The following is a 23,584-nucleotide window of genomic DNA, read 5'->3' as shown; positions in this document are numbered from 1 at the left end:
CGTAATCGCGTTAGTTTGCTGCAGCTCGCCAGTCAGCGGTTTCAGTCTGGCATAAACTGGGGCCGCATAAGAAGACGGCTCCCGCAGGAGCCGTCAGGATGATCAGAAGTCGTAGCGCAGACGCACCAGGTTCATGTCACCCAGGTTATCGGTGCTGGAGGTAAAGACATGTTCGTAATCAACACGGAAACCGTAGTCGAGGAACAGCGTCACACCCAGACCGTTATCGATGCGCTGGTAGTCGCGGCCGTTCGCGTACTCGATACGATCGCCCATCACGTAAGGCTGAACCGCTTTCAGGCCATACTGTGCGACCGGAATTTTGTAGCCAGCGAAATATTCCAGGCCCCACGCATCGCCCGCAAAGTAGTCATGCACATCTTTGCGTTTGGTGGTCATGAAGTTCTGATACCAGCCACCGCCAGCGGAGAGCGTCCAGTTACCCGGTGTCCAGCTCAGCGCAGTACCGAAGATGTTCTGGTCGTAGGTTTTGCTGTCGCCGTTGTTCGGGTTACGCATCGCCGCACGGGTGTAGTTCCACGCGGTGCCCCAGCTCAGATCGTCGGTGATGTGGTAGTCCACACCCAGTGAACCGCCGCCTTTACGCTTGTAGCGCAGGCCATTGCCCGGCAGGAACTCATTGTCGTCGAACAGGTAAGAGGCGAAGAGATCCACATCGCCGAAGCTGTTTTTATATTTCAGCTGCTTGCGTGAACGGTAAGAGCCGTCGTAGTCGCCGTTGATCCCGTTGCCCGGTGCCTGGCCGATCATATCGTAATCCCAGATATCGGTCTTGGCGCCTACGGTGTCGTAGTAAACGCTGTTCTGCTGACCAAAGGTCAGCTGACCCCAGGTTTTGCTTTTCAGACCGGTGTAAAGCTGGCGGCGGGTAGTGTTATTCGCCCCGTCGGCATAGTGACCGTCCCAGCTGAACAGGGCCGGGACGTTAACGCCCAGCTCATAGTAGCTGACCCAGCTGACGTCATCGAACAGGTAGTAGTCCGCGCCAAAGCGGAAACGGGTGCCGCCGTCAAAACCGTCGCGCTTATAGGATTTGTCATTCACGCCGGTCTGATGGTTGACCTGAGCACGAATGCTGCCGCCAAACGTAAAGGTCAGCCGGCTGAGCGGATCGCCTGCCTGCGGATCCTGCTTCAGCAGGGTGATTTCCGCCTGGCTGGCGAAAGGAAGAACAGCCATCAGTGCAGCCACTGCACTCAGAGAAAAAGTACGCATTTTCATTTTTTTATTCGTGTCCTGATACGCTCTGGTGATGAGCGGCAGGCATAGTACTGGCGAGAAATGCGTTCAGGAAGCGTTTCGTTTTATAGATTTGTGCGAACTGCTCCATTTCGCACCTATAGCTAAAAAGATAAGTCAAATCAGTAACTTTAACGCAAACTCTTTGCTTTTTCCGGACCTGATTTTAAGATTATCGCCAGAATCAAGGCAAAAAAACGGCCCCCGCAGGAGCCGTTTTTACATTACATCGCCTTTATCTGGGCATGCATCTCCTGAACGGAGATAACCTGCTCCGTCGGATCCGCATTCAGCGCCATCGCGGTGGCAAAGCCACCATTCAGCGTGGTGTCGTAATGGACTTTGTACTGCAGCGCGCTGCGGCGGATAAGCTTCGAATCTTCAATCGCCTGGCGGCCTGCCGTGGTATTGACGATGTAGCTGTATTCGCCATTCTTCAGACGATCCTGGATGTGCGGACGGCCTTCGTGCACCTTGTTGACCAGGCGCGGGTTGATGCCTGCTTCGCCCAGTACCACCGCCGTGCCGTGTGTCGCATCCAGCTCAAAACCAAACTTCTGCAGCTTAGCGGCCAGGTCAACGATCCGCTTCTTGTCGCCTTCGCGCACCGAGAGCAGCGCACGGCCCGACTTCTTCATGTTGCTCTGCGCGCCCAGCATCGCTTTGGAGAATGCCTCCGCGAAGGTGCGGCCCACGCCCATGACTTCACCGGTCGAACGCATTTCCGGGCCAAGGATCGGGTCAACACCCGGAAACTTGTTAAACGGCAGCACCACTTCTTTAACAGAGTAGTACGGCGGAATCACCTCTTCGGTGACGCCCTGCGCGGCCAGGGTTTTACCCGCCATCACGCGTGCGGCCACTTTCGCCAGCGGCACACCGGTTGCTTTAGAGACGAACGGTACGGTACGCGCTGCGCGTGGGTTCACCTCAATCAGATAGACTTCGTTATCTTTCACCGCAAACTGCACGTTCATCAGACCGCGTACATTCAGCTCAAACGCCAGTCTTTCCACCTGCTGACGCATCACATTCTGAATCTCCTGACTCAGGGTGTAGGCCGGCAGTGAACAGGCGGAGTCACCGGAGTGAACACCAGCCTGCTCGATATGTTCCATGATGCCGCCAATCAGCACCCGCTCACCGTCGCAGATCGCATCCACGTCCACTTCCACCGCATCATCCAGGAAGCGATCCAGCAGAACCGGCGCATCGTTGGATACCGACACCGCCGTCTGGAAATAGCGCTTGAGGTCGAGTTCGTCGTAGACGATTTCCATAGCGCGGCCGCCCAGGACATAAGAAGGACGCACCACCAGCGGATAGCCCAGACCTGCAGCCTTCTCAACGGCCTGTTCCAGCGTAGTCACCGTGGCGTTAGCGGGCTGCTTCAGGCTCAGACGATCGACCGCCTGCTGGAAACGCTCACGGTCTTCCGCGCGGTCAATCGAGTCCGGACTGGTGCCGATAACGGGTACCCCTGCCGCTTCCAGCGCACGCGCCAGTTTCAGCGGTGTCTGACCGCCATACTGCACGATCACGCCTTTCGGCTGCTCGATGCGCACAATTTCCAGCACATCTTCCAGCGTGACCGGCTCGAAGTAGAGACGATCGGAGGTGTCGTAATCAGTCGAAACCGTTTCCGGGTTACAGTTGACCATGATGGTCTGATAACCATCTTCACGCAGCGCCAGGGCGGCGTGAACGCAGCAGTAGTCAAATTCAATGCCCTGGCCGATACGGTTCGGTCCGCCGCCCAGAATCATGATTTTTTCGCGATCCGGGCTCGGATTGGCCTCGCACTCCTCTTCATACGTGGAGTACATGTAGGCCGTGTCTGTCGCGAACTCGGCGGCACAGGTGTCCACGCGCTTGTAGACCGGGTGCAGGTTAAATTGCTGACGCAGTTTGCGGATTTCGCTTTCAGCCACGCCGGCCAGCGTGGCCAGACGCGCATCAGCAAAGCCTTTACGCTTCAGTACGCGCAGGAAGGTCGCATCCAGGCTGTTAACGCCTTCACGCGCCACCTGGTCTTCCAGCCGTACCAGCTCTTCGATTTGTACCAGGAACCAGCGGTCGATATTGGTCAGGTTGAAGACACCATCCACTGACATGCCCGCACGGAATGCATCTGCGATATACCAGATGCGATCAGCACCGGCGTCTTTCAGCTCGCGGCGGATACGGGTTAACGCTTCCGGATCGTCGAGGTGAACTTTCGGGTCAAAGCCGTTAGCCCCGACTTCCAGGCCGCGCAGCGCTTTCTGCATGGACTCCTGGAACGTGCGGCCAATTGCCATGACTTCACCGACCGACTTCATCTGGGTGGTCAGGCGGTCGTTAGCACCGGCGAATTTTTCAAAGTTAAAACGGGGAATCTTGGTGACGACGTAGTCGATGGACGGTTCGAACGACGCCGGGGTTAATCCACCGGTGATATCGTTCATCAGCTCATCGAGGGTGTAACCCACCGCCAGCTTGGCCGCGACTTTCGCAATCGGGAAGCCAGTTGCTTTTGACGCCAGCGCCGAGGAGCGTGAAACACGCGGGTTCATCTCGATGACAATCAGACGGCCATCTTTCGGGTTCACCGAGAACTGGACGTTGGAGCCACCGGTTTCCACACCGATTTCACGCAGTACCGCCAGCGAGGCGTTACGCATGATCTGATACTCTTTGTCGGTGAGCGTCTGCGCAGGCGCGACCGTAATGGAGTCACCGGTATGGATCCCCATCGCGTCGAAGTTTTCAATCGAGCAGACGATGATGCAGTTGTCGTTTTTATCACGCACCACTTCCATCTCATACTCTTTCCAGCCAATCAGCGACTCATCGATCAGCAGCTCATTAGTCGGGGAGAGGTCGAGGCCGCGTTCGCAGATCTCTTCGAACTCTTCACGGTTATAGGCGATACCGCCCCCCGTGCCGCCCATGGTAAAGGAGGGACGGATAATGCAGGGGAAGCCCACATCGTCGGCGACGGCCAGCGCCTCTTCCATGGTGTGCGCAATACCGGAACGCGCGGTGTCCAGACCGATGCTCTTCATCGCCACGTCGAAGCGGCGACGATCTTCCGCTTTATCGATCGCATCGGCGGTCGCGCCGATCATGGTGACGCCGAACTCTTCCAGCACGCCGTGACGTTCCAGCTCCAGCGCACAGTTCAGCGCGGTCTGGCCGCCCATGGTCGGCAGAACGGCATCCGGGCGCTCTTTTTCGATGATCTTACGCACCACTTCCCAGTTGATCGGCTCGATATAGGTCGCATCGGCCATTTCCGGGTCGGTCATGATGGTCGCCGGGTTGGAGTTGACCAGAATGACGCGGTAACCCTCTTCACGCAGCGCCTTACACGCCTGCGCGCCGGAGTAGTCGAATTCGCAGGCCTGTCCGATCACAATCGGACCGGCCCCAAGAATCAGGATGGATTTCAGGTCTGTACGTTTTGGCATGAATTAGCTCCTGATTACTTCGCTTGCAGACGGAATGCGTCAATCAATTCGATAAAGTGGTCAAACAGCGGCGCTGCGTCACCCGGTCCCGGGCTGGCTTCCGGGTGTCCCTGGAAGCTGAAGGCAGGCTTGTCGGTGCGATGAATGCCCTGCACGGTCTTATCAAACAACGAAATGTGGGTCACACGCAGATTCGCGGGCAGATCATTCTCGTCGACCGCAAAACCGTGGTTCTGCGCGGTGATCATCACGCGGTTGCTGTCGAGATCTTTTACCGGATGGTTGCCGCCGTGATGGCCAAGCTTCATCTTCACGGTTTTTGCACCGCTGGCCAGCGCCAGCAGCTGATGACCCAGGCAGATACCGAACACTGGAATCTCTGTTTTCAGGAACGACTGAATGGCGCTGATCGCGTAGTCACACGGCTCCGGGTCGCCCGGACCGTTGGAGAGGAAAATGCCATCCGGGTTCAGCTTCAGCACCTCTTCCGCTGGCGTCTGGGCCGGTACGACCGTCAGACGACAGCCGCGATCAACCAGCATACGCAGAATATTGCGTTTGGCACCGTAATCATACGCCACAACATGATAAGGCAGCGACTCTGCCGATGACTGCTCTGGCAGCCCCGCGTTCAGCGTCCAGCTGCCCTGCTGCCAGCTGTAAGTCTCGGTGGTGCAGACCTCTTTCGCCAGATCCATCCCTTTCAGGCCGGGGAACGCCTGGGCTTTCTGCAGCGCCAGTGCCGCATCCGGCGCGTCGCCAGCGATAATGCAACCGTTCTGCGCCCCTTTCTCACGCAGCAGACGTGTCAGCTTGCGGGTATCAATATCGGCGATGGCCACGATGTTATTGCGCTGCAGGTAGGCAGATAAGCCCTCTTCACTACGGAAGTTGCTGGTAATCAGCGGCAGGTCACGGATGACCAGGCCCTGCGCATGAATCTGGCTGGATTCTTCATCGGCGGCGTTGGCACCGACATTGCCGATATGGGGATAAGTGAGAGTAACGATTTGGCGGGAATAGGAAGGATCAGTGAGGATTTCTTGATAACCGGTCATTGAGGTGTTGAAAACGACTTCCCCCACTGCCGACCCCGTTGCCCCGATGGCCCGACCGTGGAATTGGGTTCCGTCTTCCAGAACCAGGATTGCTGACTTAATCAAAACATCCTCCAGGGAATAAACAGTCATAATATCTGCATATTAATTCAAAATAGCCGGTTGAATCAATGCAAAAACCGCCTGAATTGTCGATTTTTGGCAAATTGCGCGCATTCTAATGATCCCCCTGGTCATTGTCTACCCTGATGCCACTTTTTTTCATCTTTATCCGCCTTCTGAAGAAAATACGCGACATAAAGGGTAAAAAGAGGAGGAAACCTGCTGAAATAATCGTTTGCCATGCTGCATAAACGCGAAACCAGCGAGAGCCAGCCTGTTTTTTTGACCAAATGGTCAAAATTAGCATTCTGAGCAGTAAAAAATTAAGTGAGAATAGAAAAAAAAGGGATTAAGGTAGAATTTTAAAGGACAAGCCAGATAAAAGACAAAATTAAGGGCAACGAGAACATTGCCCTTTTTCAATCAACGAATTAACGATTGAAATAACCACATCACGATGGTTAACAGCACATCACACTCATAAATCCAGCACATCCCGCATGTCAAAAAGACCTGCTTTACGGCCTTTAAGCCATAAAGCCGACTTAACCGCACCTTTCGCAAAGGTCATGCGGCTTGAAGCCTTGTGGGTTATCTCTACCCGCTCGCCAGTGTCAGCAAACAATGCGGTATGTTCACCGACGATATCGCCCGCACGAATGGTGGCAAAGCCGATAGTCTGCGGCTGGCGTTCGCCGGTATGGCCTTCGCGGGCATAGACCGCATGCTCATCCAGTTTCCACGCCATCGCATCGGCGATCGCTTCACCCATCGCCAGCGCGGTGCCTGACGGCGCATCCACTTTGTGGCGATGATGCGCTTCGACGATCTCAATATCCGCATACTCACCCATGACCTTTGCAGCCTGCTCAAGCAGCTTCAGCACCAGGTTAACCCCGACGCTGAAGTTTGCGGCGAACACAATGGCGATCTCTTCAGCGGCTGCACGAATCGCGGCTTTGCCGGCTTCATCGAAACCGGTGGTGCCAATGACCATCGCTTTGCCGTGCTCACGGCAGATCGCCATATATTCCAGCGTGCCTTCCGGGCGGGTAAAATCGATCAGCACATCAAAGTCGTTGATTACTGCGCGTAAATCGTCGGCAATCAGAATACCGTTTCTGCCGATACCGGCGACTTCACCGGCGTCGCTGCCGATCAGAGATGAGCCGGCACGGACCAGGGCTGCTCCCAGCGCCACGCCTTCTGCCTGCTGCGTCGCCTCGATCAGATTACGGCCCATACGGCCCGGCGCGCCCACCACAGCAATGCGGATAGTGTTCATATTTATTCATTCCTAAGACAAAACTATGCATCCAAAGCGTCATCAGGTTAACGATGCGTTAACCGTCACGCCACTATTAATCCGTGATAATAAGAATTTTATGCCAGCCGCCGCTGATTATCAGTAAAAGCAATCACACCGGCAAACTCCGGCCCGGTGGCCAGGCTGAAAAAACAAAAAAGGCCGAACAAAGTCGGCCTTTTTTGTCAGCGATATCCTGGCGTTACTGAACGTTGCGCACCTCGACGCGCAGCTCTTTCGGCACTTCGAAGACAATGTTCTCTTCGCGGCCAATCAGCTCAATCGCGGCTTCGCCGCCCAGCTCACGCAGCCGCTGGATGACCTGCTGCACCAGAATATCCGGTGCGGATGCGCCCGCCGTCACGCCGATGCAGCCGACGCCTTTGACCCACTCTTCCTGAATATCATCCGCAGAGTCGATCAGCTTCGCCAGTTTACCGGCACGCTGCGCCAGCTCCGCCAGACGGTTAGAGTTAGAGGAGTTCTTCGACCCTACCACCAGTACCACGTCGGCATCCTGCGCCAGTGTCCGCACCGCTTCCTGACGATTAGTGGTGGCGTAACAGATATCATCTTTGCGCGGCCCGATAATCGCCGGGAAGCGCTGACGCAGGGCATCGATAATGTCTGAGGTATCGTCTACAGACAGCGTCGTCTGCGTCATGAAGCTCAGATTATTTTCATCTTTAACGGTCAGTCTGAAGACATCTTCCGGTGACTCCACCAGATACATGCCGCCGTTGGGGTTGTTGTACTGCCCCATGGTGCCTTCGACTTCCGGATGACCCGCATGGCCGATCAGGATCGCCTCAACGCCCTTACGGCTGGCACGGGCGACTTCCATGTGTACTTTGGTCACCAGCGGGCAGGTGGCGTCAAACAGCATCGTCAGGTTGCGTGCTTTCGCTTCCGCACGCACCGCCTGAGACACACCGTGCGCAGAGAAGATCAGGATCGCCTCATCCGGTACTTCGCTGATCTCTTCGATAAAGATGGCACCGCGTTCGCGCAGGCTGTTCACCACGTAGCGGTTGTGCACCACTTCGTGACGGACATAGATCGGCGCGCCGTACATCTCCAGCGCGCGCTCAACAATGCTGATGGCGCGATCGACGCCCGCGCAGAAACCGCGCGGATTAGCTAACAGGATTTGCATCGTTGGCCTCCAGGACCGGATCGATTTCCAGCACCTCTACATCAAACTGAATACGATGACCTGCCAGCGGATGGTTGAAGTCCACGGTAATCGAATCACCGGAGACTTCGCGGATCACGCCAGGCATTTCACTGCCGCCCATGCCGCTGAACAGCATGATGGCACCCACTTCCGGCTCCCCTGCGTCGATAAAGTCACGACGCGAGAAATACTGGATCAGGTCAGGACTGACGCCACCAAACGCCTCTTCCGGCGCCAGGGTGAACTGCTTTGTATCACCCGCTTTCAGCCCCAGCAGTGCCTGCTCAAGTGCTGCAGAGAGGCTGCCATCACCGAGACGGAACAGCGCGGGCTTACCGTTTGCACGGGTCGATTCCGCCGTCGAGCCATCTTCCAGCTTCAGCGTAAAATGCACCAACACCGCGCTTTCGCGCTGTACGCACTCCGTCATCACTTACCCTTTCTGTTTAGCCTGTTTGCTGCCGGGGCTTAAAAACCCCTCCAGCACCACCAGTGCCGCACCAATACAGATGCCGCAGTCGGCGATATTAAATGTAGCGAAGTGCCAGTTACCGACGTAGAAATCGATAAAGTCGACCACAAAGCCATGATATGAACGATCAAACAGATTGCCTATCGCGCCGCCGATGATCAGGGCATACGCGATGTTGGCAATCTTCTGGCTGGCGCGATTGCGGTACATCATCACCATCAGTGAGACCACAATGGCCAGCGCAATCCCGGCAAAGAACCAGCGCTGCCAGCCGCCCTTGTCGGCCAGGAAGCTGAACGCCGCGCCGTAGTTGTGCGCGTAGAACAGGTTCAGGAACGGAATCAGCGGCTGGGTTTCGTGCAGCATCATGTTGTTCATCACCCACTGCTTACTGGCGAAGTCGACAACAATCACCACCAGCACCAGCCAGAGCCAGCGCAATCCGGTTGATAAAATAGGTTTACGCATCAGGCAAATTCACGCTGTTCACCGTCACCGGCTACGTTAGTATAACAACGACCACACACCTCAGCGTGCTCCGGATTCTGTCCGACGTCAGTAGTGTAATGCCAGCAGCGCTGACATTTCTCGCCTTCCGCCTTGTGCAGGGCGATTTTCAGACCTTTCAGCCCTTCACTCTGCTGCGCTTCATCACTGGCCAGCGCGTAATCCGCCACCTGTGCGCCCGAGGTCAGCAGCACAAAGCGCAGTTCATTGCCCAGCGCCTGCAGCTTAGCGGCCAGCTCCGGATCGGCATACAGCGTGACGGTCGCTTCCAGTGCGCCACCGATACGTTTGTCTGCACGCGCCTGCTCGATCACCTTATTCACTTCGCCGCGCACTTTCAGCAGTTCAGCCCAGTAGGCGTCATTCAGCGCTTCGTTTTCGGCCAGGCCGAACAGTCCCTGATACCACTCTTCTGTAAAGACATACTGCGCACGCTCGCCCGGCAGATAGCCCCAGATCTCGTCCGCCGTAAAGGACATGATCGGTGCCATCCAGCGAACCAGCGCTTCAACGATATGCCACAGCGCGGTCTGGCAGCTGCGACGCGCCAGACTATCGCCTTTGGCGGTGTACTGACGATCCTTAATGATGTCCAGATAGAAGCTGCCCATCTCGATGGAGCAGAACTGCATCAGACGCTGGATCACTTCATGGAAGTCATAGTTTTCGTAGGAGGCGACGATATCGGCCTGCGCCGCCTGCGCACGGCCTACTGCCCAGCGATCTACCACCACCATCTCTTCCGGTTTCACCAGATCGGTGGCCGGATTGAAGCCGCTGAGGTTCGCCAGCAGGAAACGTGCGGTGTTGCGGATACGACGGTAGGCGTCGGCAGAGCGCTTGAGGATCTCGTCTGACACCGCCATCTCACCTGAGTAGTCGGTTGAGGCGACCCACAGACGCAGAATATCGGCACCCAGCTTGTTCATCACATCCTGCGGTGACACCGTGTTACCGATTGATTTCGACATCTTGCGGCCCTGGCCGTCAACGGTGAAACCGTGCGTCAGAACCTGGCGATAAGGCGCTTTGCCTTTCATCGCCGTGGAGATCATCAGTGAGGACATAAACCAGCCGCGATGCTGGTCGGAGCCTTCCAGATAGAGATCCGGCGAATGGCCGTCGAACTCAGGACGCGCATCGACCACTGAATAGCTGGTTGAACCGGAGTCAAACCAGACATCCAGAGTATCCGGCACTTTCACATAGTGGTCGGCGTCATCGCCCATCAGCTCACGCGGGTCAAGATCCCACCAGGCCTGAATCCCGTCCTGCTCGACGCGCTGCGCGACTTTCTCCATCAGCGCCAGGGTATCCGGGTGCAGCTCTTCGCTCTCTTTATGGACGAACAGCGCCATCGGCACGCCCCAGGTACGCTGACGGGAAATGCACCAGTCAGGACGGTTTGCAACCATTGATTCGATGCGCGCCTGGCCCCAGTCCGGGATCCACTGCACGCCTTTGATCTCTTTCAGCGACTGCGCACGCAGACCTTTCTGGTCCATGCTGATGAACCACTGCGGGGTTGCACGGAAGATGATCGGTGTTTTATGACGCCAGCAGTGCGGATAGCTGTGCAGCAGTTTCTCAACGTGCAGCAGCGCGCCCTTCTCTTTCAGCAGCTCAACGATCATGTCATTGGCTTTAAAGACGTTCACGCCATCCAGCGTCGGATAGGTGCCTGGCAGGTAGGTGCCATCCGGGCCGACCGGATTGGCGGTTTCGATGCCATATTTCTGACCAATGACATAGTCATCCGGGCCGTGGCCGGGGGCGGTGTGCACTGCACCGGTACCGGCGTCCAGCGTGACGTGCTCGCCCAGCACCACCAGCGATGCGATCGCCAGGAACGGATGCTGGAATTTCTGCAGCTCCAGCGCCGCGCCTTTGCATTCGCCCAGCACCTGCCATTCGCTGATACCGGCGCGCTTCATGACGCTGTCCACCAGCTCTTTAGCCAGGATCAGGGCACGGCCCTCGATCTGGATCAGCTGATACTCAAATTCCGGGTGCAGAGAGATAGCGCGGTTAGCCGGCAGCGTCCACGGCGTGGTGGTCCAGATCACCAGCGAAATCGGGCCGCTGACGTCTGCCACACCAAATGCCTGACGCACCGCATCCGTATCCAGGGCGTTGAACATCACGTCAATCGATGGTGACGTTTTGTCGTAATATTCGACTTCGGCTTCGGCTAAGGCTGAACGGCAGTCCAGACACCAGTGCACCGGCTTCGCGCCTTTGTGCAGATGGCCATTGCCGATGATTTTGCCCAGCGCGCGAATGATGTTGGCTTCGGTGCCGAAGTCCATGGTCAGGTAAGGACGATCCCAGTCACCCAGCACGCCCAGACGGATAAAGTCCGCTTTCTGGCCTTCTACCTGTTCAGCGGCATAGTTGCGGCACGCTTCGCGGAATTCGGCTGCGGTAACCTTTTCGCCTGGCTTGCCGATCATCTGCTCCACTTTGTGCTCGATAGGCAGACCGTGGCAGTCCCAGCCCGGCACATAAGGCGCGTCATAACCCGCCATGCCTTTCGACTTAACGATAACGTCTTTCAGAATCTTGTTAACGGAGTGACCAATATGAATGCTGCCGTTCGCATAGGGAGGGCCATCATGCAGGATAAAGGTTTTTTTCCCTTTTTTGGCTTCGCGGATGACGTTGTAGAGGTTGTCGGCATACCAGCGTTGCAACATTCCCGGTTCGCGTTTGGCCAGATCGCCACGCATCGGGAATCCCGTTTCCGGCAAATTCAGGGTAGATTTATAGTCACTCATCAGATTCTCGATTCCGTTTTTCGCTCAGGTTAAAGCAGCCCGAAATAACGTCGGGCCGTTACCACATCGTCTGCAATTTGTTCTTTCAACGCCTCCAGTGAGGCAAAGCGCTGCTCGTTTCGTATTTTCTGTTTCAGCACCACATCAATGTGACGACCATAGAGATCCATATTGATGTCAAGCAGGTGAACTTCAAGCTGCTGGCGCAAACCTTTTACCGTCGGGCGGGTGCCGATGTTGGCGACGCCCGGCAGCGGCTCGGACGTGAGGCCCCGCACTTCGACGGCGTAGACCCCTTTCACCGGCGAAACACTGCGGCGCAGAGGCAGGTTCGCCGTCGGGAAACCCAACGTGCGTCCCAGGGCATCGCCGTGTACCACGCGGCCGGAAATTGTAAAAGGATGACCCAGTAGCGACTGCGCCAGCGCCAGATCGTCTGCGGCCAGCGCCTGACGGACGGCGGTGCTACTGATGCGCTTGCCGCCGTCGCAGAAGGTTTCCGTGCTGACGACCTCAAAACCATATTCCGCACCGGCTTTCTGCAGCAGCGGGAAGTCGCCCTGGCGCCCCGCACCAAAGCGGAAGTCATCGCCCACCGCAAGGTATTTAACGTCCAGTTTTTCCACTAGCAGGTCGCTGATAAAACGCTGGGCGGACAACGCCGCAAAGCGACGGTCAAACCGCACACACAGCACGTTATCGACACCCGCTTCCGCCATGTAGCGCAGTTTTTCGCGCAGACGGGTCAGCCGGGCCGGGGCTTTATCACCGGCGAACAGCTCCAGCGGCTGTGGCTCAAAAACCATCACCACCACGGGCAGTTTCAGCCTGCGCCCCTCTTCACAGAGGCGGGAAATCAGCGCCTGATGCCCACGGTGAACGCCATCGAAATTACCAATAGTCAGAACGCAGCCGCGATGCTGCTCGTTAAGATTATGAATACCGCGGATAAACTTCATGGCTGGCCCAAACCGGTGGAAATCGGCGGATTATACCCTTGAAAGTGACTCAGGTTAACCCGTCAGCACGCCTTTCATGCTTTACAGGCTGCATTTCCTGTTACAGAGGCGCATGTTAAGAATTTTGTCGCTAAATACTGTATTCAGGGAGGGGAAGCTGGTAGAATCTTGCGCCATCAAATACGTAACCGAGTGCTGCTCACAGAGCGACGCTTATTTGCACAAATCCATTGACAAAATCGGGTTAGAAGGGCATAGTCCTCGGCCTTTGATTTGTCTCTATAGAACACATTTGGGAGTTGGACCTTGGCTAATATCAAATCAGCTAAGAAACGCGCCGTAACATCTGAGAAACGCCGTAAGCATAACGCTAGCCGCCGCTCTATGATGCGTACCTTCGTTAAGAAAGTATACGCGGCGATCGCTTCAGGCGACAAAGCTGCTGCGCAGAACGCATTCAATGAAATGCAACCAATCGTGGATCGTCAGGCTGCTAAAGGTCTGATCCACAAAAACAAAGCTGCACGTTATAAAGCAAACCTGACTGCACAGATCAACAAACTGGCTTAATCGCCGTTGTTTATCGCTTTGTTGAAAGAACCGGCGCCTACGCCGGTTTTTTTCGTCCTGATTCGGGTGGGGGAAAAGCGCACTGAAGTCTTCGCGGCAGATCCGCTGTACCGCCGGATGCTGAATCATCCTCTCCGCAAAGATAATGTGATACTCCTCTGACACTGCACTGAGCTGTCCGGCTTCGTAAATTTCCTCCCGCTGACTGATATCCAGCAAAGGCGCGACAAAAATGGCTTTCTGTCGGGCGCCAAACGCTTTCATCAGTGCCGCATCATCAAACTCCCCCAGAATCTCCACCTGCAGCCCCTGCGTGCTGATCCAGTTAAGGATCTTCCGTCCCAGCATGGAACGACGGCCCGGAATCAGCAGCGGGCGCGCCTCCAGACAGGCCGGAAAAGCGAGGCCGCAAAGCGGCTCAGTTGACCAGAAGCTGACGGGACACTCGCCCAGCCTGACTGAAAACAGCCCCTCCTGGCGGGTAGAGTCGATGGCGCAGTCAGAGATAATCATATCCAGCTTGTGCTGACTGAGCTGCTCCAGCAGCATTTCATGGGTCGATTCAAAGCAGCGCAGATGGATTTTCTCCTCTGCGACCACCGCCGTCTCCAGCACCTTGCTGACCAGCTGTTTGGAGAGCGCATCCGCCACACCCACATCCAGCAGCAGATGTGACTCTTTGCGGTAGTTAACAATATCCAGCATCTCCTGACCCAGCATGAACATGCGATCGGCATAGCGAAAGACCAGCTGCCCCAGTTCGGTCGGCACCAGCCCCCTGCCCTGACGCCGGAACAGCTTGCCCTGCAGCCGCTCCTCCAGCGTTTTGATCTGCCCGGTAATGGTCTGCGGCGTCAGGGAGAGCGCCTCTGCGGCGCCTGCTATCGACCCCGCGCGACAGGTGTGCCAGAAGTAGTAGAGATGGTTGTAGTTGATATGATTCATCGAAAAAAGGAGGCTTCCGCCTCCTCTCCATTAACGCAGTTTGACCCGCAACAGGCAGTATCCAATCACGGCAGAAAGCAGAGAGCCGGTGAGAATCCCCAGTTTAGAGAAGGTCACCAGCTGCTCGTGGGCCGCGTCAAAGGCCAGTGAACTGATGAATATCGACATCGTAAAGCCGATGCCACACAGTACCCCAATCGCCATGATATCACGCAGGGTTGTACCATCCGGCAGAACGGCCAGACGCAGCCGGACGGCCAGCCAGCAGAACAGCGTAATGCCCAGTGGCTTACCGATTAACAGGCCAAAGATAATGCCTGAAGGTTCCGGCGAGAAAATGTCACCCATCGTAATGCCCGCCAGTGAAATACCGGCATTGGCAAAGGCGAACAGCGGCAGGATCAGCCAGTTTACCCACGGCATCAGTCCATGCGCCAGATGCTCCGCAGGCGAGTGCCCCTCTCTTTTCTCCAGTGGCACAAAGAAGCCCACGATAACGCCCGCCAGCGTGGCGTGAACCCCCGACTTCAGCACGGCGGTCCAGAGCACAATCCCCACCAGAATGTAGATCGAGATCTTACGGACGTTAAAGTAGTTCAGCAGCGCCAGCACCACGATCGCCCCGGCCGCCACACCCAGAGAGAGAACCGAGAGGCCGCTGGTGTAGAACAGGGCGATAATCACAATCGCCCCCAGGTCGTCGATGATCGCCAGCGCCATCAGGAACACTTTCAGCGCCGCGGGAACACGGCTGCCCAGCAGGGCCAGCACGCCCAGCGCAAAAGCGATATCGGTCGCCGTAGGAATCGCCCAGCCATTGCGGGCAATCTCATCACCGTGGTTGAAACCGAGAAAGATCAGTGCGGGCAGCGCCATACCGCCCAGAGCGGCGATAACCGGGAAGATCGCCTTATCGCGGCTGGCCAGTTCGCCCACCATCAGCTCGCGTTTGACTTCCAGGCCAATCAGCAGGAAGAACAGCGCCATCATCGCATCGTTAATCCACAACAGCAGATTTTTGCTGATATCAAGCGCGCCAAAGCGGATCTGAACAGGTTCATTGAGAAACGCCTGATAGCTTCCGGCGGTCGACGCCGTGTTGGCCAGAATCATGGCCGCCACGGCCGCCAGAATTAATACCATGCCATTGCTGGCGTCACTCTCAATGAAGCTTTTTAGGAGGTTTTTGAGTCTGCGAGGCTTATTCAACGTTTATCTTCCTGATCAGCGATAGAAAGAGTATGAGTGTAACGACTCATATAATTCGTTAAAAGCAGCTTATACCACGCTGTTAGCTCGGTTTAACTGAGTCGGAAAAAGCCGGCCTGAAAAGAGGCGAGGTTTAATGCGGCAGGATGGAGCTGGAAAGGGAAAAAAAACGGAGCCCGGGGCTCCGTTTTCTCTGTTACCGCTTAGCGGGTCAGATCGTCAAAAAACTTCTTCACGCCGTCGAAAAAGCTCTTTGAACGCGGACTGTTATGTTCTCCGCTCGGGCCGCCAAAACTCTCTTCCAGTTCACGCAGCAGCGTTTTCTGCTTCTCGTTCAGGCTGACCGGGGTTTCCACCACCACACGGCATAACAGGTCACCAACCGCGCCACCGCGGACCGACTTCACGCCGCGTCCGCGCATGCGGAACAGCTTGCCGGTCTGGGTTTCTGACGGCACTTTCAGCTTCACGCGACCATCCAGCGTCGGCACTTCGATCTCGCCGCCCAGTGCCGCCATCGCAAAGTTGATCGGCACTTCACAGTAGAGGTTGTTCTCTTCGCGTTCGAAGATAGGGTGTTTCTTCACAGAAACCTGAACATAGAGATCACCAGCCGGTGCCCCCTGCTCGCCCGCTTCGCCTTCGCCACTCAGACGAATGCGATCGCCGTTATCCACCCCTGCCGGGATTTTCACAGACAGCGTCTTCGACTTCTCAACGCGGCCATGACCATGGCAGGCGTTGCACGGATCTTTAATCACCGAGCCGCGCCCGTGACAGGTCGGGCAGGCCTGCTGAACGGTAAAGAAGCCCTGGCGCATCTGCACCTGGCCTGCACCGTGACAGGTTGAACAGGTTTGTGGCTTGGTACCCGCTTTCGCGCCGCTGCCGTGGCAGACGTCACACTCTTCCAGCGTTGGAATGCGGATCTCTTTGGTCACGCCGCGTACCGCTTCTTCCAGCGACAGCTCCATGTTGTAGCGTAAATCGGCGCCACGGGCGGCGCGCTGACGGCGTCCACCACCAAAGATGTCACCAAATACGTCGCCAAAGATATCGCTGAAATCTGCACCGCCGCCGCCGAAGCCGCCGCCGAATCCACCGCCACCCATGCCGCCCTGTTCAAAGGCTGCATGACCATACTGATCGTAGGCCGCGCGCTTCTGCGCATCGGTCAGGATTTCATAGGCTTCCTTGGCCTCTTTGAATTTCGCTTCGGCCTCTTTATCACCAGGATTACGATCCGGGTGATATTTCATCGCCAGGCGTTTGTAAGCCTTTTTGATTTCACGCTCGTCCGCGGATTTGGCGACGCCTAAAATCTCGTAGTAATCACTCTTCGCCATGTTTATTTAGCCCTTAACATGATCGCACGGGCGTGGAGAGATCTCCTACGCCCGTGCTGGTTTCAACGGCTGTCAGGCCAGCCGTCGCGCCCGGTCAGGGGCAATTATTTCTTGTTGTCTTTCACTTCTTCGAATTCAGCATCGACAACGTCGTCGTCTTTCTTCGCTGACGCATCGCCGGCATCCGCCGCACCTGCCTGAGACTGCTGTGCTGCTTCCATCAGCTTGCCAGAAACTTCCATCAGCGCCTGCATTTTCGCGTCGATTTCCGCTTTATCTTCGCCTTTCAGCGCAGTTTCCAGCGCGGCCAGTGCCGCTTCGATTGGCGCTTTGTCATCAGCAGACAGTTTGTCGCCTGCTTCTTCCAGCTGCTTACGGGTGCTGTGGGCAATCTGGTCACCCTGGTTGCGCGTCTGTACCAGCTCTTCGAACTTACGGTCAGATTCCGCATTCGCTTCTGCATCACGCACCATTTTTTCGATCTCTTCATCGTTCAGACCTGAAGAGGCTTTGATGGTGATTTTCTGCTCTTTACCGCTGTTCTTATCTTTCGCTGACACATGCAGGATACCGTCCGCATCGATGTCGAAGGTCACTTCGATCTGCGGCATACCGCGTGGCGCAGCCTGGATACCGTCGAGGTTGAACTGGCCCAGTGACTTGTTGTCATTGGCGCGCTTACGCTCACCCTGCAGCACGTGAATGGTCACGGCTGACTGGTTGTCTTCAGCTGTTGAGAAGACCTGGCTGTGCTTGGTCGGGATGGTGGTGTTCTTGCTGATCAGCGACGTCATCACGCCACCCATGGTTTCGATACCCAGTGACAGCGGGGTAACGTCCAGCAGCAGTACGTCTTTCACGTCGCCGCCCAGTACACCACCCTGAACTGCCGCACCGACCGCAACCGCTTCGTCCGGGTTCACGTCTTTACGTGGTTCTTTGCCGAAGAACTCAGTCACTTTCGCCTGAACCAGTGGCATACGGGTCTGACCACCCACCAGGATAACGTCGTTGATGTCTGAAACAGACAGGCCCGCATCCTGCAGCGCAACTTTCAGTGGCGCGATTGAGCGTGCAACCAGATCTTCAACCAGTGACTCCAGTTTAGAGCGGGTCACTTTGATGTTCAGGTGCTTAGGACCGGTCGCATCTGCCGTGATGTAAGGCAGGTTAACGTCGGTCTGCTGCGCAGAAGAGAGTTCGATTTTCGCTTTCTCTGCCGCTTCTTTCAGACGCTGCATTGCCAGTGGATCGTTGTGCAGATCGATGCCCTGGTCTTTCTTGAATTCTGCAACCAGATAGTTGATCAGGCGGCTGTCAAAATCTTCACCACCCAGATGGGTGTCACCGTTGGTCGCCAGAACTTCAAAGGTTTTTTCGCCGTCAACTTCGTCGATCTCGATGATGGAGATATCGAAAGTACCGCCGCCCAGGTCATAAACCGCGATAGTGCGGTTGCCCTGGCCTTTGTCCAGGCCGTACGCCAGCGCAGCCGCTGTCGGTTCGTTAATGATACGTTTGACTTCCAGACCTGCGATGCGGCCGGCATCTTTAGTCGCCTGACGCTGCGCATCGTTGAAGTAGGCCGGAACGGTAATAACCGCTTCAGTTACTGGCTCACCGAGGTAATCTTCGGCGGTCTTCTTCATTTTTTTCAGCACTTCAGCAGAGATCTGCGGCGGTGCCATTTTCTGACCTTTCACTTCCAGCCAGGCGTCACCGTTGTCGGCACTGGCGATTTTGTAAGGCATGATTTTAATATCACGCTGTACTTCTTCGTCCTGGAAGCGACGACCGATCAGACGCTTAATCGCGAACAGAGTATTCTGCGGGTTAGTCACTGCCTGACGTTTAGCCGGTTGACCGACCAGAATTTCGCCATCCTGTGTGTACGCAATGATTGAAGGCGTGGTGCGATCGCCCTCGGCATTTTCCAGCACGCGTGCTTTGGTGCCATCCATGATCGCAACACAAGAGTTGGTTGTACCCAGGTCAATACCAATAATCTTACCCATCTAAACATCTCCCACTTAAATTCGTTGCCAAGTTTGGGTTGTGAACCTTTTATGTGGGCAGGTTGTTTGCATTCAACCTGCCAGCACATGCTTTTTTTCCAGCGTTCACAACGCTCGATGAGAAGTAAATGGGGCCGCTTCGAAGCGCATCAAGGGTTAAACCAAAAAAAATTTTTTATCGATGGTCCTGCCAGGCCAAACACCACAGCGTCATGCTGACCGCGAGAACGAAATCCTCGTCACGCTGACGCGTTGTCAACGCGGCAGGCGCGACAGCCGAAACACCCTAATCGCACGACGCAGCGCCAGGTTTCGCCTGCTCAGGAGAGTGGCTTAACCTCCTGCACCTGCCCGCGTTCGTGGCTGATATCGCGTCGCAGCCAGATCCCGGTTACCAGTCCCACCAGCGCCAGCGCCATCACATACCAGCACGGTGCCATGGCCGAAACCCCCATCAGCAGCGCGACAAAAACAGGCGTCAGCCCGCCGAAGATCGCATAGGCGACGTTGTAGGAAAAGGAGAGTCCGGTGAAACGCACCTCTGCCGGGAAAGCGCGCACCATCACGAACGGCACGACGCCGACGACACCGACACTCAGCCCCGCCAGTCCATAGAGCAGGAAAAGCTGTTGCGGATAGAAGGCGGTCAGGTGATAAAACTGCCAGCTGCAGATCGCCAGCAGCAGGCTGCCGACACACAGGGTACGGCTGGCACCAAAGCGGTCGGCAGCCAGTCCGGCAACGATACAGCCCACACAGAGCATCAGAGTCGCGATGCTGTTAGCCTGCAGAGTCAGCGCGGGCGCAATGCCCTGCTGCTTCTGTAGCCAGACGGGTGACATCAGGATCACCACCACGATGCAGGCGGAGAGCAGCCAGGTGAGCAGCATAGAGATGACCACGGATTTTTTATGCTCCGCCAGCACCGTTTTCAGCGGCAGCGTTTCTGCCAGCGCTTTACGCTGCTGCATCTCCACAAAGACCGGCGTCTCGTGCAGCCAACGGCGCAGATACATGGCGACCAGCCCAAACAGCCCACCTAAGAAGAACGGGATGCGCCAGCCGCCATCATGGATCGCCTGCTGGGACATCGACGTATTGATCAGCGTCGCCACCAGCGAGCCCAGTAGAATGCCGATGGTCAGCCCGGCGGTCAGCGTGCCGCAGGCGATGCCGATGCGCTTATAAGGCACATGCTCCGCGACAAACACCCAGGCTCCCGGCACTTCACCGCCGATCGCGGCTCCCTGCAGCATCCGCATCAGCAGCATCAGTAGTGGCGCCGCAATCCCGATCGTCTGCCAGGTGGGTAACGCGCCCATCATCAGGGTCGGCAGCGCCATCAGCAGAATGCTCAGGCTGAACATCTTTTTGCGACCGAGCTTGTCGCCGAAATGCGCCATCACGATCCCGCCCAGCGGACGGGCCAGATAGCCCGCAGCAAAAATGGCAAACGTCTGTACCTGACGCAGCCATTCCGGAATATCCGCAGGAAAGAAAAGCTCGCCGATAACGGTGGCGAAGAAAACAAAAATGATGAAGTCGTAAAATTCGAGGGCGCCGCCCAGGGCGGCCAGTGCCAGCGTACGGTAATCGTTGCCGGACAGGCGCTGAACAGGAGTCGGATTCATAATATTCCAGAGGCAAAAGAGATAGGGTTGTAACGATATGCTTACTATACCGTCAATCTTTTGCCACACCAGCAGCGCTATAGCTTATGCCTGAAATGAGGAATATTTAGTTATTTATCTCACGGATGGCACTTTTAGGCCGAAAAGCTGCTACGACTTCCGGATGCGTTTCGACATAGGGCCCTTCCAGCAGCTGTAAACAATAAGGTACAGCGGCGAAAATCCCGTGTACCTGGACCTTGCCCTGCGCATCTTTCACGCCCTCCAGTGTCTCTTTGATCGACTTCGGCTGGCCCGGCAGGTTCAGGATCAGTGACTGTTTACGGATCACCCCCACCTGGCGCGACAGAATCGCGGTCGGCACAAACTGCAGGCTGATCTGGCGCATCTGTTCACCAAACCCTGGCATCTCGCGGTCAGCAATCGCCAGGGTCGCATCAGGGGTGACATCGCGGCGGGCCGGACCGGTACCGCCAGTGGTCAGCACCAGATGGCAGAAGCGTTCATCGACCAGTTCACAAATCGCCTGTTCAATCATCACCTGTTCATCCGGCACCAGGCGGGACTCAATCTCAAACGGGCTGCTGAGGGCGCTGCTGAGCCAGCTTTCCAGCGCGGGGATCCCCTGATCCTGATAGATGCCGTTGGCGGCGCGATCGGAGACCGAGATCAGGCCAATGCGTAATGTATTCATGATGGTTTTCGCTGTGCTTTACCGCGGTGCGGTGGAGTAAAAGGGGAATAGCAGAGAGGATAATATAAAGTGAAAGGGTCGCAAAAGGGAAAACCGTGACGGCCTGCGCCGTCACGGTCAGCAGATTACAGCAGCTCCGCCAGCATCTTCTCAAGTTTGCCCTGGTCGATGGCAAAGTTGCGGATACCTTCAGCCAGCTTCGCCACGGCCATTGGATCCTGGTTGTGCTGCCACAGGAACTCAGACTCGGTCATGCGGGCCGGACGCGCTTTCACTTCACCGCTGTAGCTCAGTTTGCGTTCCAGCGTGCCTTCGCTTTCTGCCAGCTCTTTCAGCAGCGCAGGCGAGATGGTCAGACGGTCGCAGCCTGCCAGCTCGATGATTTCGCCCACGTTACGGAAGCTGGCGCCCATGACCACAGTTTCATAGCCATGCTGCTTGTAGTAATTGTAGATTTCAGAGACGGAAATCACGCCTGGATCTTCGTGCGCGGCATACTCTTTTTTGTCAGTGTTGGCTTTGTACCAGTCAAGGATACGGCCAACAAACGGCGAAATCAGGAACACGCCTGCTTCGGCACAGGCACGCGCCTGAGCAAAGGAGAACAGCAGCGTCAGGTTACAGTTGATGCCCTCTTTTTCCAGCTGCTCCGCCGCACGGATACCCTGCCAGGTAGAGGCCAGTTTGATCAGGATGCGGTCATTGCTGATACCGGCATCATTATAGAGCTTGATCAGGCTGCGGGCTTTCGCGATGCTGCCTTCCGTATCGTAAGAGAGACGTGCATCGACTTCTGTCGAGATGCGGCCCGGCACCAGTTTAAGAATTTCCAGACCAATGTTTACGGCCAGCTTGTCAGAAACCAGCTGCAGCTGCTCTTCTTTATTGCTGCTCTGCTCACGCGCCCAGCCGATCGCTTCATCGATCAGTTTACGGTATTCAGGGATTTGTGCGGCATTGAGAATCAGAGAAGGGTTGGTGGTCGCATCCTGAGGCTGGTACAGCTTCATGGCTGCGATATCACCGGTGTCGGCAACGACAGTGGTGAGCTGACGCAGGGAGGTAAGTTTGTCCGTCATGTTCTTTTCTCTTAGTTAACTGTCAGTGTGAAAAAAGGCTGTGGCGATAATATCACGCAGCAACGGTGGCGCAAGGTCAGGGAATGCCGTTTGCGATAGTGCGGACAAATAGATGTGATTCGTCATTCTTTACCGCTTTTTTGCTACACTGCCAGCCCTGATAAGCAGCCAATGCTCTGTTAAACCAGCTATTAATCGAGGAAACGACTATGTTGATGGTGATCTCTCCGGCCAAGACGCTGGATTATGAAAGCCCGCTGGCGACGACGCGCTACACCCAGCCTGCGCTGTTAGAAAAATCACAACAGCTGATTGAGATTGCCCGCGATCTGTCCCCGGCCAGCATCGCCTCGTTAATGAGCATCAGCGACAAACTGGCGCACCTGAATGCCGAGCGGTTTAACAGCTGGCAGCCCGATTTCTCACCTCAGAACGCCCGTCAGGCGATTCTGGCGTTCAAAGGCGATGTCTACACCGGCCTGCAGGCTGAAACCTTCAGCGATCGCGATTTCGATTTTGCTCAGCAGCATCTGCGCATGCTGTCTGGCCTCTATGGCGTACTGCGCCCGCTTGATTTAATGCAGCCTTATCGTCTGGAGATGGGGATTCGGCTGGCGAACCCGGCCGGCAAAGATCTCTATACTTTCTGGGGCGACATCATTACTGAAACGCTGAATGCCGCGCTGGCGGAACAGGGCGATGAGGTGCTGATCAATCTTGCCTCGGATGAATATTTCAGGGCGGTGAAGCCGAAGAAACTGCAGGCGCAGATGATTAAGCCGGTGTTCCTCGATGAGAAGAACGGCAGCTACAAAGTCATCAGTTTCTATGCCAAAAAAGCGCGCGGATTAATGAGTCGCTTTGTGATTCAGCAGCAGCTGACCAGGCCGGAGCAGCTCAAAGCGTTTGATCTGGAAGGATATCGTTTTGATGCCGCCAGCAGCAGCGACAGTGAACTGGTGTTTAAGCGCGCGGAGCAGTAACGCCGCCGCGCACCAGGCTTCCCTTCAGCGGGGAAGCCTTTT

17 protein-coding genes and 1 pseudogene are annotated in these 23,584 nt (G+C 56.1%); 2 read left to right on the top strand and 16 right to left on the bottom strand.

The window, feature by feature from the left end; genetic code table 11:
- Positions 1 to 102: 102 nt before the first annotated feature.
- The 9 genes from ACLHDD_RS00195 to ribF form a co-directional block, all read right to left on the bottom strand.
- Positions 103 to 1,236, bottom strand: a complete 1,134-nt coding sequence (locus tag ACLHDD_RS00195; protein WP_427102451.1) for a porin — start codon at positions 1,234 to 1,236, stop codon at positions 103 to 105.
- Between the two features lie 248 nt (positions 1,237 to 1,484).
- Entirely contained in the window at positions 1,485 to 4,712 is a 3,228-nt protein-coding gene (gene carB, locus ACLHDD_RS00190) for a carbamoyl-phosphate synthase large subunit (RefSeq protein WP_427102450.1), read from the bottom strand.
- 14 nt (positions 4,713 to 4,726) lie between these two features.
- Entirely contained in the window at positions 4,727 to 5,875 is a 1,149-nt protein-coding gene (gene carA / locus ACLHDD_RS00185) for a glutamine-hydrolyzing carbamoyl-phosphate synthase small subunit (RefSeq protein WP_427102449.1), read from the bottom strand.
- A gap of 475 nt (positions 5,876 to 6,350) precedes the next feature.
- Positions 6,351 to 7,157: a 4-hydroxy-tetrahydrodipicolinate reductase gene (gene dapB / locus ACLHDD_RS00180; protein ID WP_427102448.1), complete on the bottom strand. Its 807-nt coding sequence runs from the start codon at positions 7,155 to 7,157 to the stop codon at positions 6,351 to 6,353.
- A 223-nt stretch (positions 7,158 to 7,380) separates the two neighbouring features.
- Positions 7,381 to 8,334, bottom strand: a complete 954-nt coding sequence (gene ispH / locus ACLHDD_RS00175; RefSeq protein WP_427102447.1) for a 4-hydroxy-3-methylbut-2-enyl diphosphate reductase — start codon at positions 8,332 to 8,334, stop codon at positions 7,381 to 7,383.
- On the bottom strand, positions 8,315 to 8,785 hold the full coding sequence (gene fkpB / locus ACLHDD_RS00170; RefSeq protein ID WP_111139430.1) for an FKBP-type peptidyl-prolyl cis-trans isomerase: 471 nt from the start codon (positions 8,783 to 8,785) through the stop codon (positions 8,315 to 8,317). Before fkpB ends, ispH begins: the two co-directional genes overlap by 20 nt.
- A 3-nt stretch (positions 8,786 to 8,788) precedes the next feature.
- Entirely contained in the window at positions 8,789 to 9,295 is a 507-nt protein-coding gene (gene lspA / locus ACLHDD_RS00165) for a signal peptidase II (protein ID WP_427102446.1), read from the bottom strand.
- On the bottom strand, positions 9,295 to 12,111 hold the full coding sequence (ileS, locus tag ACLHDD_RS00160; RefSeq protein ID WP_427102445.1) for an isoleucine--tRNA ligase: 2,817 nt from the start codon (positions 12,109 to 12,111) through the stop codon (positions 9,295 to 9,297). Before ileS ends, lspA begins: the two co-directional genes overlap by 1 nt.
- A gap of 29 nt (positions 12,112 to 12,140) precedes the next feature.
- On the bottom strand, positions 12,141 to 13,070 hold the full coding sequence (gene ribF, locus ACLHDD_RS00155) for a bifunctional riboflavin kinase/FAD synthetase (RefSeq protein WP_427102444.1): 930 nt from the start codon (positions 13,068 to 13,070) through the stop codon (positions 12,141 to 12,143).
- Between the two features lie 306 nt (positions 13,071 to 13,376).
- Between ribF and rpsT the strand changes: the two genes are divergently transcribed.
- The gene (rpsT, locus tag ACLHDD_RS00150; RefSeq protein WP_006117633.1) at positions 13,377 to 13,640 is read left to right on the top strand and encodes a 30S ribosomal protein S20; all 264 of its coding nucleotides are present in this window, start codon (positions 13,377 to 13,379) and stop codon (positions 13,638 to 13,640) included.
- Between the two features lie 48 nt (positions 13,641 to 13,688).
- Here rpsT and nhaR read toward each other — a convergent pair.
- The 7 genes and pseudogenes from nhaR to tal all read right to left on the bottom strand — a co-directional run.
- Positions 13,689 to 14,585, bottom strand: a pseudogene (gene nhaR, locus ACLHDD_RS00145) (transcriptional activator NhaR); the annotation flags it as partial.
- A 30-nt stretch (positions 14,586 to 14,615) separates the two neighbouring features.
- Positions 14,616 to 15,794, bottom strand: coding sequence for a Na+/H+ antiporter NhaA (gene nhaA / locus ACLHDD_RS00140; protein ID WP_427102443.1), 1,179 nt, complete (start codon positions 15,792 to 15,794; stop codon positions 14,616 to 14,618).
- 203 nt (positions 15,795 to 15,997) lie between these two features.
- Entirely contained in the window at positions 15,998 to 17,140 is a 1,143-nt protein-coding gene (gene dnaJ, locus ACLHDD_RS00135; protein ID WP_427102442.1) for a molecular chaperone DnaJ, read from the bottom strand.
- A gap of 104 nt (positions 17,141 to 17,244) precedes the next feature.
- Positions 17,245 to 19,155 carry a molecular chaperone DnaK gene (gene dnaK, locus ACLHDD_RS00130; RefSeq protein ID WP_140917031.1) on the bottom strand — a complete coding sequence of 637 codons (1,911 nt, stop codon included), beginning with the start codon at positions 19,153 to 19,155 and terminating at the stop codon, positions 17,245 to 17,247.
- Positions 19,156 to 19,475: 320 nt separating this feature from the next.
- Positions 19,476 to 20,786 (bottom strand): MFS transporter, encoded by a 1,311-nt coding sequence (locus ACLHDD_RS00125; RefSeq protein ID WP_427102441.1) that lies wholly within the window; start codon positions 20,784 to 20,786, stop codon positions 19,476 to 19,478.
- A gap of 106 nt (positions 20,787 to 20,892) precedes the next feature.
- On the bottom strand, positions 20,893 to 21,480 hold the full coding sequence (mog, locus tag ACLHDD_RS00120) for a molybdopterin adenylyltransferase (RefSeq protein ID WP_427102440.1): 588 nt from the start codon (positions 21,478 to 21,480) through the stop codon (positions 20,893 to 20,895).
- Between the two features lie 125 nt (positions 21,481 to 21,605).
- Positions 21,606 to 22,559, bottom strand: a complete 954-nt coding sequence (tal, locus tag ACLHDD_RS00115) for a transaldolase (protein ID WP_111141363.1) — start codon at positions 22,557 to 22,559, stop codon at positions 21,606 to 21,608.
- Between the two features lie 209 nt (positions 22,560 to 22,768).
- Here tal and yaaA point away from each other — a divergent pair, with 209 nt between their 5' ends.
- Entirely contained in the window at positions 22,769 to 23,542 is a 774-nt protein-coding gene (yaaA, locus tag ACLHDD_RS00110; protein WP_427102439.1) for a peroxide stress protein YaaA, read from the top strand.
- Positions 23,543 to 23,584: the final 42 nt, after the last annotated feature.

Source organism: Pantoea sp. NSTU24, from assembly GCF_050157905.1.
Taxonomy (GTDB): Bacteria; Pseudomonadota; Gammaproteobacteria; order Enterobacterales; family Enterobacteriaceae; genus Pantoea.
Note: the sequence above shows the minus strand (reverse complement) of the source record. Positions and strands in the feature narration are given on the sequence as shown.